12 protein-coding genes are annotated in these 16,241 nt (G+C 59.8%); 3 read left to right on the top strand and 9 right to left on the bottom strand.

Going from position 1 to position 16,241, the window contains the following annotated elements; genetic code table 11:
- Nucleotides 1-11: 11 nt before the first annotated feature.
- Entirely contained in the window at nt 12-929 is a 918-nt protein-coding gene (metR, locus tag J3D54_RS02605; protein WP_018926627.1) for a transcriptional regulator MetR, read from the bottom strand.
- Between the two features lie 119 nt (nt 930-1,048).
- On the opposite strand from metR, the gene metE reads away from it, so the two are divergent.
- Nucleotides 1,049-3,361 (top strand): 5-methyltetrahydropteroyltriglutamate--homocysteine S-methyltransferase, encoded by a 2,313-nt coding sequence (gene metE, locus J3D54_RS02600; RefSeq protein ID WP_253416573.1) that lies wholly within the window; start codon nt 1,049-1,051, stop codon nt 3,359-3,361.
- Between the two features lie 181 nt (nt 3,362-3,542).
- Here the strand turns inward: metE and J3D54_RS02595 are convergent, their stop codons facing one another.
- Nucleotides 3,543-6,839, bottom strand: coding sequence for a hypothetical protein (locus tag J3D54_RS02595; protein WP_253416572.1), 3,297 nt, complete (start codon nt 6,837-6,839; stop codon nt 3,543-3,545).
- 262 nt (nt 6,840-7,101) lie between these two features.
- Between J3D54_RS02595 and J3D54_RS02590 the strand changes: the two genes are divergently transcribed.
- A complete protein-coding gene (locus tag J3D54_RS02590; RefSeq protein ID WP_253416571.1) occupies nt 7,102-8,136 on the top strand; it encodes an alpha/beta fold hydrolase in 1,035 nt (344 codons plus the stop codon).
- A 93-nt stretch (nt 8,137-8,229) separates the two neighbouring features.
- On the top strand, nt 8,230-8,895 hold the full coding sequence (locus tag J3D54_RS02585; protein ID WP_253416570.1) for a DsbA family oxidoreductase: 666 nt from the start codon (nt 8,230-8,232) through the stop codon (nt 8,893-8,895).
- 179 nt (nt 8,896-9,074) lie between these two features.
- Here the strand turns inward: J3D54_RS02585 and J3D54_RS02580 are convergent, their stop codons facing one another.
- The 7 genes from J3D54_RS02580 to J3D54_RS02550 form a co-directional block, all read right to left on the bottom strand.
- On the bottom strand, nt 9,075-9,404 hold the full coding sequence (locus J3D54_RS02580; protein WP_253426467.1) for a GlpM family protein: 330 nt from the start codon (nt 9,402-9,404) through the stop codon (nt 9,075-9,077).
- 8 nt (nt 9,405-9,412) lie between these two features.
- Nucleotides 9,413-10,741, bottom strand: coding sequence for a sigma-54 dependent transcriptional regulator (locus J3D54_RS02575; RefSeq protein WP_301293303.1), 1,329 nt, complete (start codon nt 10,739-10,741; stop codon nt 9,413-9,415).
- Nucleotides 10,738-12,639: a sensor histidine kinase gene (locus J3D54_RS02570; RefSeq protein ID WP_253416569.1), complete on the bottom strand. Its 1,902-nt coding sequence runs from the start codon at nt 12,637-12,639 to the stop codon at nt 10,738-10,740. Before J3D54_RS02570 ends, J3D54_RS02575 begins: the two co-directional genes overlap by 4 nt.
- A 268-nt stretch (nt 12,640-12,907) precedes the next feature.
- On the bottom strand, nt 12,908-13,642 hold the full coding sequence (locus tag J3D54_RS02565; RefSeq protein ID WP_007938941.1) for an amino acid ABC transporter ATP-binding protein: 735 nt from the start codon (nt 13,640-13,642) through the stop codon (nt 12,908-12,910).
- Nucleotides 13,639-14,310: an amino acid ABC transporter permease gene (locus J3D54_RS02560; protein ID WP_253416568.1), complete on the bottom strand. Its 672-nt coding sequence runs from the start codon at nt 14,308-14,310 to the stop codon at nt 13,639-13,641. The genes J3D54_RS02565 and J3D54_RS02560 overlap by 4 nt, the downstream gene beginning before the upstream one ends.
- The gene (locus tag J3D54_RS02555) at nt 14,310-15,056 is read right to left on the bottom strand and encodes an amino acid ABC transporter permease (protein WP_253416567.1); all 747 of its coding nucleotides are present in this window, start codon (nt 15,054-15,056) and stop codon (nt 14,310-14,312) included. The genes J3D54_RS02560 and J3D54_RS02555 overlap by 1 nt, the downstream gene beginning before the upstream one ends.
- Before the next feature lie 165 nt (nt 15,057-15,221).
- Nucleotides 15,222-16,136 (bottom strand): glutamate/aspartate ABC transporter substrate-binding protein, encoded by a 915-nt coding sequence (locus J3D54_RS02550; RefSeq protein WP_253416566.1) that lies wholly within the window; start codon nt 16,134-16,136, stop codon nt 15,222-15,224.
- Between the last annotated feature and the right edge of the window lie 105 nt (nt 16,137-16,241).

Here is a 16,241-nt window from a genome sequence, read left to right as displayed (position 1 = left end):
TCGACAGGGTTTCAGCGAACTGCACTAACCCCATCCAGCGTCGAAAACGACGTGTCCTTGGCCGTCAGCAAAAAGTCGCGCATGTACGGCGCATCGAGCATGTCGGCGCGAATCCCGGCATACAACGTCGCAAACAAGCCTTTCTCGCCCAGTCGCTTGGCCTTCACATAACCCCGTGAACTGTACTCATGCAGCGCCCAATGGGGCATGCCGCATACGCCGCGACCGCTGGCCACCAGTTGCATCATCATCACCGTCAGTTCCGAGGTGCGCACCTGCGCCGGTTCGATGTCGGCCGGTTCCAGGAAGCGGGTAAAGATGTCCAGCCGATCGCGTTCCACCGGGTAGGTGATCAGGGTTTCCGTGAGCAGGTCTTCGGGCACGATGTACGGCTTGCTCGCCAAGCGGTGCTGGTTCGCCACTGCGAGCATGGCTTCGTAGGTGAACAACGGGACGTAAGTGATCCCGACCAGTTCCAGCGGATCGGAAGTCACCACCAGGTCCAGATCGCCTCGGGCCAGCGCCGGCAGCGGTGCGAAGGAGAACCCCGAGGCCAGGTCCAGTTCGACTTCCGGCCAGGCATCGCGGAACTGGTCGATGGTCGGCATCAGCCACTGGAAGCAACTGTGGCACTCGATCGCCATGTGCAAACGCCCCGCCGTGCCACCGGCCAGCCGTGCAATGTCACGCTCGGCACTGCGCAGCAACGGCAGGGTGGCGTCGGCCAGTTGCAGCAGGCGCAAACCGGCACTGGTGAAACGCACCGGTTTGGTCTTGCGCACGAACAGCGGCATGCCCATGCGTTCTTCCAGCTCCTTGAACTGGTGGGACAGCGCCGACTGGGTCAGGTGCAGGCGGTCGGCCGCATCCACCAGACTGTCGGCTTCGCGCAGGGCGTGCAGGGTTTTCAGGTGACGGATTTCAAGCACCGGGGGCTCCATGAGGAAAACTTGTGATCAACACGAAAAGGTTGAGTTTGTCTCATGTTGGGTTGGCTGTCGACAATAGCGCCATGTTTTACAGCATTCTTTATGGAGAGAAATTCACCATGGCTCTGGCCCACACACTTGGTTTTCCACGCATCGGCGCTGACCGCGAACTGAAAAAAGCCCTCGAAGCCTACTGGAAGGGCGACCTCGATCAGGACGCGCTGAACAGCGTCGGTCGCCAACTGCGCGCCACCCACTGGCAATTGCAAAAAGACGCCGGCATCGATCTGCTGCCCGTGGGCGACTTCGCCTGGTACGACCAGGTGCTGACTCACTCGCTGACCTTCGGTGTGATCCCCGAGCGTTTCGACAGCGCCAGGGATGAACGCGGCCTGCCGACCCTCGACACCTTGTTCGCCATGGCTCGTGGTGCCACCGCGACCTGCTGCGGCGGCGAACATGCCAAGGCGCAATACGCCCTGGAACTGACCAAGTGGTTTGACACCAATTACCACTACCTGGTCCCGGAGTTCACCGCTGACCAATCGTTCAAACTGAGCTGGGAACAGTTGTTCGACGAAGTCGACGAGGCGAAAGCCCTCGGCCACAACGTCAAACCCGTCATCATCGGTCCATTGACCTACCTGTGGCTGGGCAAAGCCAAAGGCAACGACTTCGACAAGCTCGACCTGCTGGAACGCCTGCTGCCGGTCTACGGCGAAATCCTCGGCCGCCTCGCCGCCCAAGGCGTGGAGTGGGTGCAGATTGATGAGCCGATCCTGACCCTCGACCTGCCGCAAGCCTGGAAAAACGCTTTCGAACGCGCTTACCACATCCTCCAATACTCGCCGCTGAAAAAACTCGTGGCCACCTACTTCAGTGGTCTGGAAGACAACCTCGGACTGGCGGTCGGCCTGCCTGTACAAGGTTTGCACATCGACGCGGTGCGTTCGCCGGATCAGCTCGGCCAGGTTTTGGATCGTCTGCCGACCTACAAAATTCTCTCGGTGGGGCTGGTCAACGGCCGTAACGTCTGGCGCTGCGAATTGGAGCAAGCGCTGTCACAACTGCAATTTGCCCAGGAGCGCTTCGGCGATAACTTGTGGGTCAGCAGCTCCTGCTCGCTGCTGCATAGCCCGGTGGACCTTGCGCGTGAAGACAAGCTCGATCCTGAATTGAAAAGCTGGCTGGCGTTTGCCGTGCAGAAGTGCGGCGAAATTGCTGTGCTGCGCGATGCCCTGAACGATCCGCAAGCACCTAAGGTGCAAGCTGCCCTGGCCGAAAGCCGTACGATCCAGGCTAGCCGCGCCCAATCGCCGCGTATCCACAAGGCGGATGTTCAGGCCCGAATCAACGCCATCGGCGCGGCAGACAGCCAACGTCGTTCGCCGTTTGCCAAACGCATCGAGCAACAACAGGCGCGTCTGCAACTGCCGGCGTTCCCGACCACCACCATTGGCTCATTCCCGCAGACCGCTGCAATCCGTCTGGCTCGCCAGGCCTTCAAGCAAGGCAAACTCTCGGCCAACGATTACACCGATGCCATGCACAGCGAAATCCGCCACGCCGTGAAAATTCAGGAACGCCTGGGCCTGGACGTGCTGGTGCACGGTGAAGCCGAGCGCAACGACATGGTCGAGTACTTCGCCGAGCAACTGGACGGCTACCTGTTCACCCGTTTCGGCTGGGTCCAGAGCTATGGTTCGCGCTGTGTGAAACCGGCGATCATCTACGGCGACCTGAGCCGCCCGAACGCCATGACCGTCGACTGGATCACCTACGCGCAAAGCCTGACCGACAAGGTCATGAAGGGCATGCTCACCGGTCCCGTGACCATGCTGATGTGGTCGTTTCCGCGCGAAGACGTCTCGCGCAAAATCCAGGCGCAGCAGTTGGCGTTGGCCCTGCGGGATGAAGTGGTGGATCTGGAAAGCGCTGGCATCAAGATCGTGCAGATTGACGAAGCCGCGTTCCGCGAAGGCCTGCCGCTGCGCCGGGCGCAATGGCAGGAATACCTCGATTGGGCAGTGGAAGCGTTCCGCCTCACAGCGTCCGGTGTAGGCGACGAAACCCAGATCCACACCCACATGTGCTACAGCGAATTCAATGACGTGATCCAGTCCATCGCCGCCATGGACGCCGACGTAATCACCATCGAAACCTCGCGCTCGGACATGGAATTGCTGGAGGCCTTTGAAGCCTTCGACTACCCGAACGACATCGGCCCGGGCGTCTACGACATCCACTCGCCCCGGGTGCCGGACACGGCCGAGATGGTCAAGTTGATGAGCAAAGCGGTGAAGCGGATTCCGGCCGAGCGGTTGTGGGTGAACCCGGATTGCGGGCTCAAGACCCGGGAGTGGCCGGAGACAGAAGCCGCGTTGGTGAACATGGTGGCGGCGGCGCGGCAGTTGCGGAGTCAGTTGGCCTGACGTTCTGCGGCGCTTGCACTGGCGCCATCGTCGGAACGCCGCCCGGAGCAAGCTCGCTCCCTCAGGGTTTTTGTCGATCACAAATGCTGTGTTCAACATCAATCCAATGTGGGAGCGAGCTTGCTCGCGAATGACGATTACGCGCAGTCCCGGGAGTCAATGTCACCTAGCCCATCACGGTCTATGGCAATGCCTGTCTAGTAAGATCGAAGTATTCCATGTGCCAATCATTACCATTGGCTGAGGCCTCGTGGTTGATTAGCCTCAACTGCATGGTGGGCGTCGTTGCCACAAACTGGAGTCGCAGGGGCACTATTTGATGAACGTTCGAAAGCGTGTAAATACCGGAAAATACGCCACTGCTGGTCCCCAGCTGAAGTCGCGGGTGAGCGTGCGGTGTATTTGAACGGAACATGTTGGATGTCAGCATGTAGATCGCCCCAGGTGTCAGATCGGTGAAAGTCCTTACCAGCACATTGCCGTTGGATTGGTTGGTATCCGTCTGATTATGTAGGGCCCAGTAATTTTTGACCGGGTGGATGACCCACGCCAGATCGGTTACCCGCCCGGCGCCTCCCCATACCCAACCCCCGGCGTCCTGATAGTGGAAAGACGCGATGTGGTACTGGAGACCCTCCAGCACCAAAAAGCTGAAAGCCCGAGAGGTCAAATCGCTGCCATCGACAGTCCTGGCAGTGATGGAATGACCGGTGGGGGTAAACCTGCCAGCGGGCATCGTCCATAGTCCGTCCTCATCGCTGAGGGCACGCCCCAAAGGACTGACGCCGTCCATGACTTCCACCGACTGATCGGGTTCGGCGCTCCCGCTGATGACAAACCCGGTGCGGTAATAGGTGCCGTCACCGGGCTCGAGAAAGACTCCGCCCGCCTCGATGGAGGTGATGATCGGCGCCTGGGCCCGCCGCAGCACACGGAGATCAAGAGGGCGCGATGTTGCTTGGGCGTCGCCGCGGATCAACAGGTAAGTGATGTTGACGATGAGCCCCAGATTGGCATTGATAAAGGCCAGGCTCAGCGGGAAATCCGCTTGACCGGCAGCGTTCAAGGGCAGGGGACTAAAGGTGGGAGAGCCGTCACCGGCGCTACCGTGCACCAGCAATCGCACGCGATCGCCCGGAGTAAACCCTGGCACGATCACCCGACCCGTGGCCCCTTCTGTGTTGTCCCTCGGATCCAGTTCGCCGTTGGGTGCAATCAGCACACGAGGGGGGGGCAAATCTGGCATGTCTTGGCCGATGACGCGGGCCGTGGCAATTCTCGAATTGGCAATCACTATCCCGTTTCTGGATTGCACATAACTGCCGGTCACCACGCGCCCGGAGATCACCAGGTTGTTGGGTACCTCCAGCGCAAGCGGGCTGGGTTGCCCGAACTGTCCGGTAATCGTCCCTTCGACAGAGAAAGTAGGACTGGGTGGGCTGTTGTACTCGGCCCTGATGGTGTCGTCGATGGCAAATTGCGGGGTAAAGGTTCTGACTAGCATGATCAGGTTGTTACTGCCCAACCGCGCCAGATCAATGATGGTCGGGTCATCATCAGTCGGGCTATCCAGGAAGATCGGAGCGGGACGACGCACCCCGGCGAGATCGACATCAATCACCACGGGCACCGAAAACGGGTCGGACGGGTCTGCACCGTTGGTGATCTGGTCATGAACGGTGTAGGTCAAAGTGAACTGTGGATTGTCGCCAGCTTGTTGAAACTGCTGCGCTGTCAACGTGCGCACGATGCAGATTGGCGCAATACCTCCGAACAGCGGTGCCTCGGTCGATAGCACCGTGAAATGAGAGGTCAGGGTGCCCATGCGCAACTCGATGACGTCGTACGCGCGGCAATAGGGGTAGCAGAAACTCACCTCGACACCCAGTGCTGCGCGAGCGGCGTCCAAGCCATTATCGATGACGTCCTGCGGCAACTTCAGTTGCAGCTCCGAGTGCCCCGGGATGGAATTGATGTCCCTGCTCCCGGGGCGGATGGCGTTGTACAGAATTGCCAGCAACGGGGTGGACCTTTGGGTATTGCCACCGACCCGGGTGACCGTGGTCTCCAGTGTGTTCACAGCGTTCGGGTTGAGTAGCCCATTGGGGATTGTCATCAAGTGCCGGTCATTCTCTGTCCCGGGTTCAACAAACTCCGTGTCGACGATGTTTCCGTTGAGCAGCAGGTCGATGACATCGAACTCTTCCGCGCCAATGATGGGATCGATAACGACATTGGCCCCGTTGGGGGCGTTGTCGTCGTAAATCCGTAGTGGTACCCCGAAATCGCCTCCCACCACCGCAGGGGTCCAGCCGGGGATGAGGGGCGGGAAAATCTGCAGGACACTGTTTTCAGGGGCCGCAAGGATACCGCCAACCGCTTCCTGATTCTGCACCTCGTTCGAGGCGCTGATCCTGCGCGTGTTGCCGACAATGAGAATTTCCCTGGACGGTAATTGCTGCTTGCCGCCCTGGGCGTCGGTGCGGGTGAAAAACAGTCGGGCGCTGCCCCCGGCGAGTTCCTGGATCACGGCGTTGGCAAGGGTGAATTTCAGCGTCGTTTGGGATTTCAGGGTTTGCACCTGGGTGAGCGACTTGGGCATACCCGTGCGGTCCAGACCCTTCAAGGACAATGTCAGCACATCGCCGGGGCTAAAGGCCCGGGTGTCGAGGCTGACGTTGACCGGTTGGCTCCCCAACTGACTCAAGTAGAGGGTGTTCTGTTCATCGATGCCTGTCACCGTCGGCGGTATCGGCGCAGCGGTGCCGGTCTGGATCATCACCGAAACACCCAGTGAATGATCGGTGGCGTGATTGCCGACTTCATCGCAGAGCGTGTAGTACAGAACGACCCCGCCATCGCCATTGTTGGCCACCAGCTCCGTCGACAGGGTAAACGTCAGGGACTGCCCGACCTCGGTGGCTGTTACGGTGTGGGGCAAGGCCCAGTTGCCGACGATCAGCGTGACTACATCGTTTTGGCGCATGCCGTCATAGGGCGCGACATAAACCGTTTCATCCTGTTGGCCGTTCAGGATGGTCGAGGTGAGCTGCGGTGGGGTCAACAGGTAGTGTCCCGCAGCGTCCGGTTGCGGATCGATGCCACCGGGCAATAGGGTTTTGACCAGTGCTTTCAAGGGGCCTGACATTTCAACGTTTACCCTGTAAGTCAGGGTGATAAATCCTTCCGGTATTAACTTTGCCGGGATGTATTTGCTGATGGGCTGGCCGCTGTAATCGTTCTCGACCGGCCACACCAGAACCAGTTGGTTATCGATGTACACCAACACGTTATCGCCGGGGTTGATGGCGTAGGACGGGATGACAATCTTTAGACCCTGCGCTGCGATCAAGGCTCGATTGACACCAACATCCGCATCTTCGACCGGCGAAATCGCGCCGGGAATTTCAAGTGCTGAGCGAGTAAGGCCTCCGACCGCCGGGGCTTGAGGAGTTTCGGACCGATTGTCAATGCTCATGGAAGTCTCCGGTGGATGGCGATACTGGCTTGTTTGTTCCTGGTTGATTGAATACTCAGCACCGGTGACTGCCAACTGTCAGAACTAACAGGTAAAGGGAGACTTCCGATGAGTGGTTTGTGTTTCTCCCGACAGGAACGGTAAAGGCGCTGGGGCGACCACTCGGCAATTTTCATCAAACTGTCACGCAACTGTGGCAGCGCGCTTGTACAAACTTCATCAGACTCGCGCTCTACTGGAGTTCTGCGTTTCGGTGTTTTTCATGCGTGCACGATTTTTATCCACAGCGGTCTTTCTGATCGCTGTGTTGTTTAATTTCCCGTCTTTGGCGGCGTCTCGTTGCGATGTCAATGTTCCGACCGAACGGGTCGATCTGGATCAGGTGAGTCTGGCTTACCAGAGCATCGGCCGTGCGTCCGACCCTGCGTTGTTGCTGGTGATGGGGCTGGGCGGGCAGTTGATTCACTGGCCGGACGAAGTGGTGGTTGCACTTTGTCAGCAGGGTTTTCGGGTGATTCGTTATGACAATCGTGATGTTGGCCTGTCCACTTGGCGCCAGGCGCCGGTCGAGGCCAACCTGACGTTTGAAGTGCTGCGCTACAAGCTCGGTTTGCCGGTGGCCGCGCCTTATACGCTGACGGACATGGCCGACGATGCACTGGGGCTGATGGACGCCTTGCACGTCGAGCAGTTTCACGTGCTGGGTGCCAGCATGGGCGGCATGATCGCCCAGCATCTGGCGGCCATGGCGCCGCAGCGTGTCGAGAGCCTGACGCTGTTGATGACCAGTTCGGGGGCCGAAGGCTTGCCGGCGCCAAGTGCGGCGCTGGTGCAGTTACTTTCACGACGTGGTGCGCCGAATCGTGAAGTGGCGCTGGAACAACAGGCTGATTTGCTGGCGGCACTGGGCAGCCCGGCGGTGAGCGATGACCGACAAGCACTGCTGCATCAGGCGGCGCTGTCCTATGACCGGGCGTTCAACCCCGAGGGCGTGAAGCGCCAGATCATGGCAATCCTCGCCGAACCAAGCCGTGTGGCGCTGCTCAACCAACTGCGGGTGCCGACGCTGGTGGTTCACGGCACCGCCGATCCGTTGTTGCCGGTGATGCATGGCGTGCACCTGGCGGCGCATATTCGTGGCAGCCAATTGAAGCTGATTCCCGGGCTGGCCCATCGTTTTCAAGAGGCGTTCAAGGCACCGTTACTGGCGGCGGTGTTACCGTATTTGCAGGCCCATCGTGAAGACACCTCGCATTGGGCGCAGATCGATCCGGTGGCTGAGCACAACCTTTTGTAACACCTGAATCCAATGTGGGATCTGCTGCCTGTCCAAGCCTTTCGGGTGTATCGTTCGAACTTTCCGGCGCGATTCAAGCCTTCGAGGTGAGCGATGAGTACCCCCCTGAAAATCGATTTTGTCAGCGACGTGTCTTGCCCCTGGTGCGTCGTCGGCCTGTACGGCCTGACCCGAGCCCTGGATTTGCTGGGTGACGAAGTCCAGGCCGAAATCCGTTTCCAGCCGTTCGAACTGAACCCGAAGATGGGCCCGGAAGGGCAGAACATCACCGAACACATCAGCGAAAAGTACGGCTCGACGCCTGAGCAGTCGCAGAAAAACCGCGAAATGATCCGCGCGCGCGGCGCCGAGGTCGGGTTTGCCTTTCGCACGGACGGCAACAGCCGTATCTACAACACCTTTGATGCCCATCGTTTGCTGCACTGGGCAGGGTTGCAAGGGTTGCAGTTCAACCTCAAAGAAGCGCTGTTCAAGGCGTATTTCACTGAGGGCGGCAATCCGTCCGATCACGTGCAGTTGGCACAGATCGCCGAAAGCGTGGGGCTGGACCGGCAACGGGCCGAGGCGATTCTGGCGTCCGATGAGTTTGCCAAAGAGGTTCGCGAGGAAGAACAGTTGTGGTTATCGCGCGGCGTGAGTTCGGTGCCGACGGTGGTGTTCAACGGGCAGTACGCCGTCACTGGCGGGCAGCCGGTGGAGGCGTTTGTTGGTGCGATCCGCCAGATCATGAGTGAAGCCAGGGGCGGCACGGTGAGCTGATTCCCACAGCCGATTTCTTGTGAGGAGCGGGCTTGTGTGGCGAGGGGGCTCGCCCCCGTTCGGCTGCGAAGCAGTCGTAGTTCGGTTGGTTGCGATGTGCCGGGAATCATCCGGTCGCAGGTTTTGGGGCTGCGTTGCAGCCCAACGGGGGCAAGCCCCCTCGCCACAGGAAACCGTCGTTAACTGTGAATGCGCACCCACACGCTGACCAGCACCGTCGCCGCCATCAACCACGCCACCGCCGCCACCGCCAGCGAAGCCTCCAGGCGCATCCGGTCGACCATCACATACAAGGTCGCCAGGTAGACGAAGTAGGGAATGATCGACCACATGCCAAACACGATGGTGGTCTTCAGGTCATCCAGCGAACGCCCCTTGCCGACAATGTAATGAGCGATCAGCGCAAAGGTCGGAAACAGTGGCACCAGACCTGCGATGTAATAGTTTTTGGTCTTGGCCAGCATGGCGAGGATCACCACCACCGCCGCGCCCAGGGTTGCCTTGAAAATCAGGTCCATCAGTGGCTCAGCCCGTATTTCTTCACTTTGTCGAACAGGGTGGTCTTGGCCATGCCCAACTCCTGGCTGGCCTGAGTCAGGTTGCCGCCGCTGCGCTGCAAGGCATCGCTGAGCAGGTTGCGTTCGAAGGCTTCCACCGCTTCGGCGAAGGCCATGCTCTGGTTGCCGCCACTGGCGCCGGTTTTTTTGAAGGCCGGCAGACCGAGGGCGAAGCGTTCGGCGACGTTGCGCAGTTCGCGCACATTGCCCGGCCAGTCGTGGCTCATCAGGGTCGACAGGGTCTGGTTGTCCAGTTCCGGTGCAGTGCGGTCGAAGCGCAGGGATGACTGCTGCAAAAAATGCTCGAACAGCTGCAGGATGTCTTCGCGGCGTTCGCGTAGCGGTGGCAGTTCCAGGGTGACCACGTTCAGGCGGTAATACAGGTCGCTGCGAAACTCACCGGCCTTGCTCGACTCATCCAGATCGGATTTGGTCGCGGCGATCACCCGGCAATCCACCGCCACGCTCTGGTTCGAACCCAGGCGTTCGAGGGTGCGTTCCTGCAACACCCGCAGCAGTTTGATCTGCAACGGCAGCGGCATGCTTTCCACTTCGTCGAGGAACAGCGTGCCGCCATCGGCGTGTTCGATCTTGCCGATCCGTCGTTTGCCGGCACCGGTGAAGGCGTTGGCTTCGTGGCCGAAGATTTCGCTTTCGAACAGGTTCTCCGGCAGGCCACCGCAGTTCAGCGCGACGAACTGTTTGGTGTGCCGGCGGCTGAAGTCGTGCAGGCAGCGTGCAACCAGTTCCTTGCCGGTGCCGGTCTCGCCTTCGATCAGCACGTTGGCCGATGTATCGGCGACGTTGGCAATCAGTTCCCGCAGGTTCTGCATGGCCGGCGAGCGACCGATGATCCGGCCTTCGAGGGAATCGCGTTCCGCCAATTGTCGGCGCAACGAAGAGACTTCCCGTGCCAGGCTGCGTTGCTCCAGCGCGCGGCGGGCGACGTCCACCAGGCGTTCGGGGGAGAAGGGTTTCTCCATGAAGTCGTAGGCGCCTTTCTGCATCGCGCCGACGGCCATCGAGATGTCGCCGTGGCCGGTAATCAGCACCACCGGCAGGCTGCGATCACGGGCCTTGAGCCGGGTCAGCAGTTCCAGGCCATCGATGCCCGGCAGGCGGATGTCGCTGATGACGATGCCGGCGAAATTATCGCCGACCCGCTCCAGCGCTTCTTCGGCGCTGCCGACGCCGATGCAGGGAATGTCTTCAAGCGTCAGCGCCTGTTGGCAACCGAGCAGCACATGGGGGTCGTCTTCGACGATCAGCACACTAAGGTCGTTGTTCATATTGGCTCGGCGGGAGTGGGGCTTACCAACGGTAAACTGAGGACGAAGGTGGTGCCACCGCTGGCCGGGTGTTCGACACCCAGATGTCCGCCCGTGGCGGCGGCCAGGCTCGCCGACAGGGTCAGGCCGAGGCCCAGGCCCTGTTCGCCGGGTTTGGTGGTGAAGAAGGGTTCGAACAGATGCTTGCGTGCTTCGGCATCGATGCCGTGGCCATTGTCGCGCACCCGCAGGCGATACTTGCCGTCGAATTCCTCGCCTTCGAGCCACAACGTCGGTTGGGGCTGCGACTGCATGGCATCGAGCGCATTGCCGATCAGGTTGACCAGAATCTGCTCCAGACGGGTCTGGTCGATCTGCACCTGCACGTCGGCAAAATCGCGATGCAATTGCAGCGGCACGCTTTCCATCCGACTGCCCAGCAGTTGCAGGGCGGCGTCCACGCCTTTGCCGAGGCTGGCCTGGCCCTGGTCATCGCCGCGTCGGGCAAAGGAACGCAGGCTGGCGGTAATCCGGCCCATGCGGTCGATCAGTTCATTAATCGTTTTGAGATTGGTGCTGGCCACATCCAGTTGACCGCGCTCCAGAAAGCGTACGGTATTGCCAGACAAGGTCCGTAATGCCGCCAGTGGCTGGTTCAATTCGTGGGCGATGCTGGTGGACATCTGGCCGATGGCCGCCAGTTTGCCGGCCTGGACCAGCTCATCCTGGGCGCGGCGCAAGGTTTCTTCCGCCTGTCGGCGTTCACGAATCTGACCCTTGAGCCGTTCGTTGCTGGCGCGCAGGTCGGTGGTGCGTTCGGTAATCCGACGCTCCAGCTGATTGTTGGCTTCCTGCAAGGCTTCCCGCGCTGCGAGGCGGGTGGCGATCACCTTGCGCCGCTCGTTCCAGGCGATCAGCAGGAATGCCACCAGGGCAAACGCCACCGCCACCAGAATCCCCTGATTGATCGCTTCACGCCGCAGGTCTTGCAGGGGCGTGAGCAGGGTGAAATTCCACGGGGTGTCGCTCAGCGGCCGGGTTTGCGACAAGTAGCTGATGTTCTCTTCATCGGACACCAGTTCGCTGTTGGCGGGAAAGGTCAGTTTTTCCTCGCCTTCAGCCAGTTTCTCTCGGGCCAGCGGCTGCAGTTCATTCAGCGGATACCAGTAGTACTGGAGGCTGCGGGCCAAGCGTTCCTTGGTGTCGTCGCTCAACGGCAGCACCGACTTGAGCCGCCGCGCCGGATCGCTGGAGAGAATGATGATGCCGTTCTCGTCGCTGACGAAGGCCTCCAGACGTGCGCGTTGCCAGCGTTCTTCCATGGCTTCGAGGCGCACCTTGACCACCGCGACGCCGGTGATCTTGCCGTGTTCCTCCAGGCCATGAGCCAGGTAATAGCCGGGTTCGCCACTGGTGCTGCCGATGCCGTAGAACCGTCCCGGCTGACCGCGCACGGCGTTCTGGAAATAGGCGCGGAAGGACAGGTCTTCGCCCAGGTAACTGTCGACATCGCGCCAGTTGCTGGTGGCCAGTACGCGACCGGTGGTGTCCATCACATAAATGGCCCGACTGCGGCTGCGCCGATTCAGGCCTTCGAGGTATTCGTTGACCGTCTGCCGGTGTTCCGGCGACGGGTCGGCCAACAGCTTGGAAACACTCGATTCGAGTTCCAGAAGGCTGGGCAGGTAAGTGTATTTGCTGATCTCGCTCTCGACGGCACGGGCGTGCAGTTCCAGCTGACGCTGGCCGTTCTCGCTGAGGCTGCGAATGCCGTAGTGTTCACTGACCCAGAAGCCGATGTAACCCAATCCGATCATCAGGGCGATGATCAGCGGCGGCAGGAACAGATGGCGAATCAAACGGGGTTTCACGGCGAGTGATGGCGGCGCGGCGCGATAGAGAGTGGAGTCGCATTTCATCACAGATGCCTTGGGTCAACCACAACACAATATCCATATCCCCACAGGCCCTGTGGGAGCTGCTGTGTGGCGAGGGGGCTTTTGTGGCGAGGGGGCTTGCCCCCGTTGGGTCGCGAAGCGGCCCCAATATCTGGATTCGGGTTGTATCTGACAATCCGAGTATTCAGGTAGTGGGACTGCTACGCAGTCCAACGGGGGCAAGCCCCCTCGCCACAGCGGCCCCCTCGCCACAAAAGCCCGCTCCCACAGGGGAGCGGTACCTTCCTGCTTAGTGCTGCAGAATCTTCTCGAGGAAATGCTGCGCACGCTCGGAGCGGGCGTTGATGTCGCCGAAGAACTCTTCTTTCTTGCAGTCTTCGATAATCTTGCCGGCGTCCATGAAGATCACGCGGTCCGCGACCTTGCGGGCGAAGCCCATTTCGTGGGTCACGCACATCATGGTCATGCCTTCGTGGGCCAGTTGCACCATCACGTCGAGTACTTCGTTGACCATTTCCGGGTCCAGCGCCGAGGTCGGTTCGTCGAACAACATGACGATCGGATCCATCGCCAGCGCACGGGCAATCGCTACACGCTGTTGCTGACCACCGGAAAGCTGGCCAGGATGCTTATGCGCATGGGCAGACAGCCCGACGCGCTCGAGCAGTTGCAGGCCTTTCTTGGTGGCTTCTTCCTTGCTGCGGCCCAACACCTTGATCTGCGCGATGGTCAGGTTTTCGGTGATGGTCAGGTGCGGGAACAGTTCGAAATGCTGGAACACCATGCCCACGCGCGAGCGCAGTTTCGGCAGGTTGGTCTTCGGGTCGGCGATGGAGGTGCCGTCGACCACGATGTCACCTTTCTGGAACGGTTCCAGGGCGTTGACGCACTTGATCAGGGTGGACTTGCCGGAGCCGGACGGCCCGCACACCACAATCACTTCGCCTTTTTTGACCTCGGTGCTGCAATCAGTCAGTACCTGGAAGTCCCCATACCACTTGTTGACGTTCTTGATAGAGATCATACGGCGAACCTTTTTTGCAGACGCTTGACCAGCTGCGAGGCGGCAAAGCTGATGATGAAGTATGTGAAACCGGCGAAGATCAGGAACTCATTGGAGCGGCCGATGATGTCGCCACTGGCACGCGAAGCATTGAGGAAGTCCACCAGGCCGACCGCATAGACCAGCGAAGTGTCCTGGAACAGGATGATGCTCTGTTGCAGCAGCAGTGGGGTCATCTTGCGGAACGCTTGCGGCAGGATGATCAATCGCATCATCTGGCCATAGGTCATGCCCAGCGCCTGGGCAGCACCCATCTGGCCCTTGGGGATCGACTGTACGCCGGCCCGGACGATTTCGCAGAAGTACGCTGCTTCGAACATCATGAACGCCACGATGCACGAGGCGAACGCGCCGATCGGCGTGTCTTCGCCGGTGATCCAGCGCAATACGAATGGCACCGCCAGGTAGAACCAGGTGATGACCAGCAGCAGCGGGATGGAGCGGAAGTAGTTAACGTAGGCGCCGGCAATGTTCGACAGCACTTTGCTGTGGGACAGGCGCATCAACGCCAGGACCGTGCCGAGGATGATCCCGCCGCTCACGCCCAGGGCCATCAGCTCAAGGGTCATGACCATGCCGTTCCACATACCCGGCAGAGACGGAATGATGCCCGAGAAGTCGAATTCCATCATTTACCCCCTACGGAAATCAGGCCCGGTACGGCGACTTTCTTCTCGACCAAGCGCATCAGCAGCATCAGGCTCATGTTCAGGGTGAAGTAGATCAGCGTTGCCAGGGTGAAGGCTTCGAACAGGTTGGCGGAGAACTCGGCGGTCTGTTTGGTCTGCGCGAGTAGCTCCATCAGGCCGATCAGCGACGCGACGGAGGAGTTCTTGAACACGTTCAGGAATTCCGAGGTAAGCGGCGGAATGATGATGCGGTAAGCCTGGGGCAGCAGCACGTTCCAGTAGATCTGTGGCAGCTTGAAACCCATGGCGCGGGCAGCCGATTCCTGGCCGCGGGGCAGTGCCTGGATACCGGTGCGCACTTGTTCACAAACGCGAGCCGTGGTGAACAGGCCCAGGCACACGACAACGCTGAGGAAGGCCGAGGTGGTCGGGTTCAGGTCCTGCTTGTACCAGTCCTGCAGGTTTTGCGGCAGCAGGTCGGGTACCAGGAAGTACCAGATGAACAGCTGAACCAGCAAAGGCACGTTACGGAAGAGTTCGACGTAGCAGGTCGCGATGCCCGATACGATGCGATTCGGCACCGTGCGCATGACGCCCAGGATCGAGCCCAGCAGCAGCGCGATGATCCAGGCGGCGACGGCGATGGCGATGGTCCAGCCCAAACCGGAGAGGTACCAGTCGAAATAAATTTCGCTGCCCACGCCGGTGGACTTGAAGAACACGCCCCAGTCCCAGTTGTAATTCATTAGGGTCTCCCCTCGGATTCGATCGATGTACAAGTGCCCGATGACGGTCAGGCACACGCGAACGGCTCGACAACCACCGGTTCGAGTGTTTCCAAAAATGCCAGCAGGGAGTGACAACCCCTGAAAGGGCAGAGGCCTTCTCAGGGGGGTAACGCTAGTCAGAAATCAGGACTTCTTTTCGTCAGCCGCTTTGTCGGTCGGATTGACGATCAGGGTCTTGAGCTCGTCGCTCATCGGGAAGTTCAGGTTGAGGCCTTTTGGCGGGATTGGCTGCATGAACCATTTTTCGTAGATCTTGTTGATCTCGCCCGACTTGTAGGTCGCGATGATTGCGTCGTCGACGGCTTTCTTGAACGGTGCGTCGCCCTTGCGGACCATGCAGCCGTAGATTTCGAACGATTGTGGTGTGCCGGTCACGGCCCAGTCATCCGGCTTCTTGGCCTTGGCCATTTCACCGGCCAGCAAGGCGTCGTCCATCATGAATGCCACGGCACGGCCGGTTTCCAGCATCTGGAAGGATTCACCATGGTCTTTGGCGGAGATTACGTTCATGCCCATCTGCTTGTCGGCGTTCATCGACTTGAGAATACGCTCGGACGTGGTGCCGGCGGTGGTCACGACGTTCTTGCCTTTGAGGTCCGGGAAGTCTTTGTACGGCGAGTCTTTCTTGGTCAGCAGCTTGGTGCCGATTTCGAAGATGCCGACGGAGAAGTCAACTTGTTGCTGACGCTCGACGTTGTTGGTGGTGGAGCCGCACTCGACGTCAACGGTGCCGTTCTGCACCAGCGGGATACGGGTTTGCGAGGTCACCAGGTTGTATTTGACCTGGAGGTTGGGCATGTCCAGGTCTTTCTTGATGGCTTCGACGATTTTCAGCTGGATATCGTGGGCGTAGCCAACCGGTTTGCCGGAAGCGTCCGCGATGTAGGAAAACGGAATGGAAGCGTCACGATGCCCGAGGGTGATGGTGCCGGACTCTTTGATCTTCTTCAGTGTGCCGGTGAGCTCGGCGGCGAAAACTGGAGTGCTAATCAGAGCGGCAGCAATGGCTGCGCCCAGGAGATGGGGAACGATGCGCATCAAACTTTCCTCGACATTGTTTTTTTTATGGAGCCAGTTCATCGGCCTTTTTTGGTGCTTCGAATACCTGACGGCTCTTGAAGGGGGAGCGCAACAAACATTCGT

This window comes from Pseudomonas sp. GGS8, from assembly GCF_024168645.1.
Taxonomy (GTDB): Bacteria; Pseudomonadota; Gammaproteobacteria; order Pseudomonadales; family Pseudomonadaceae; genus Aquipseudomonas.
This window is presented reverse-complemented; position numbering and strand designations above follow the sequence as displayed.

What these genes read in the sequence shown, in the direction of transcription:
- metE (WP_253416573.1), top strand. Translation starts at nt 1,049, where the DNA reads ATGGCTCTGGCCCACACACTTGGTTTTCCACGCATCGGCGCTGACCGC.
- J3D54_RS02595 (WP_253416572.1), bottom strand. Translation starts at nt 6,839, where the DNA reads ATGAGCATTGACAATCGGTCCGAAACTCCTCAAGCCCCGGCGGTCGGA.
- J3D54_RS02590 (WP_253416571.1), top strand. Translation starts at nt 7,102, where the DNA reads ATGCGTGCACGATTTTTATCCACAGCGGTCTTTCTGATCGCTGTGTTG.
- J3D54_RS02585 (WP_253416570.1), top strand. Translation starts at nt 8,230, where the DNA reads ATGAGTACCCCCCTGAAAATCGATTTTGTCAGCGACGTGTCTTGCCCC.
- J3D54_RS02575 (WP_301293303.1), bottom strand. Translation starts at nt 10,741, where the DNA reads ATGAACAACGACCTTAGTGTGCTGATCGTCGAAGACGACCCCCATGTG.
- J3D54_RS02570 (WP_253416569.1), bottom strand. Translation starts at nt 12,639, where the DNA reads ATGAAATGCGACTCCACTCTCTATCGCGCCGCGCCGCCATCACTCGCC.
- J3D54_RS02565 (WP_007938941.1), bottom strand. Translation starts at nt 13,642, where the DNA reads ATGATCTCTATCAAGAACGTCAACAAGTGGTATGGGGACTTCCAGGTA.
- J3D54_RS02560 (WP_253416568.1), bottom strand. Translation starts at nt 14,310, where the DNA reads ATGGAATTCGACTTCTCGGGCATCATTCCGTCTCTGCCGGGTATGTGG.
- J3D54_RS02555 (WP_253416567.1), bottom strand. Translation starts at nt 15,056, where the DNA reads ATGAATTACAACTGGGACTGGGGCGTGTTCTTCAAGTCCACCGGCGTG.
- J3D54_RS02550 (WP_253416566.1), bottom strand. Translation starts at nt 16,136, where the DNA reads ATGCGCATCGTTCCCCATCTCCTGGGCGCAGCCATTGCTGCCGCTCTG.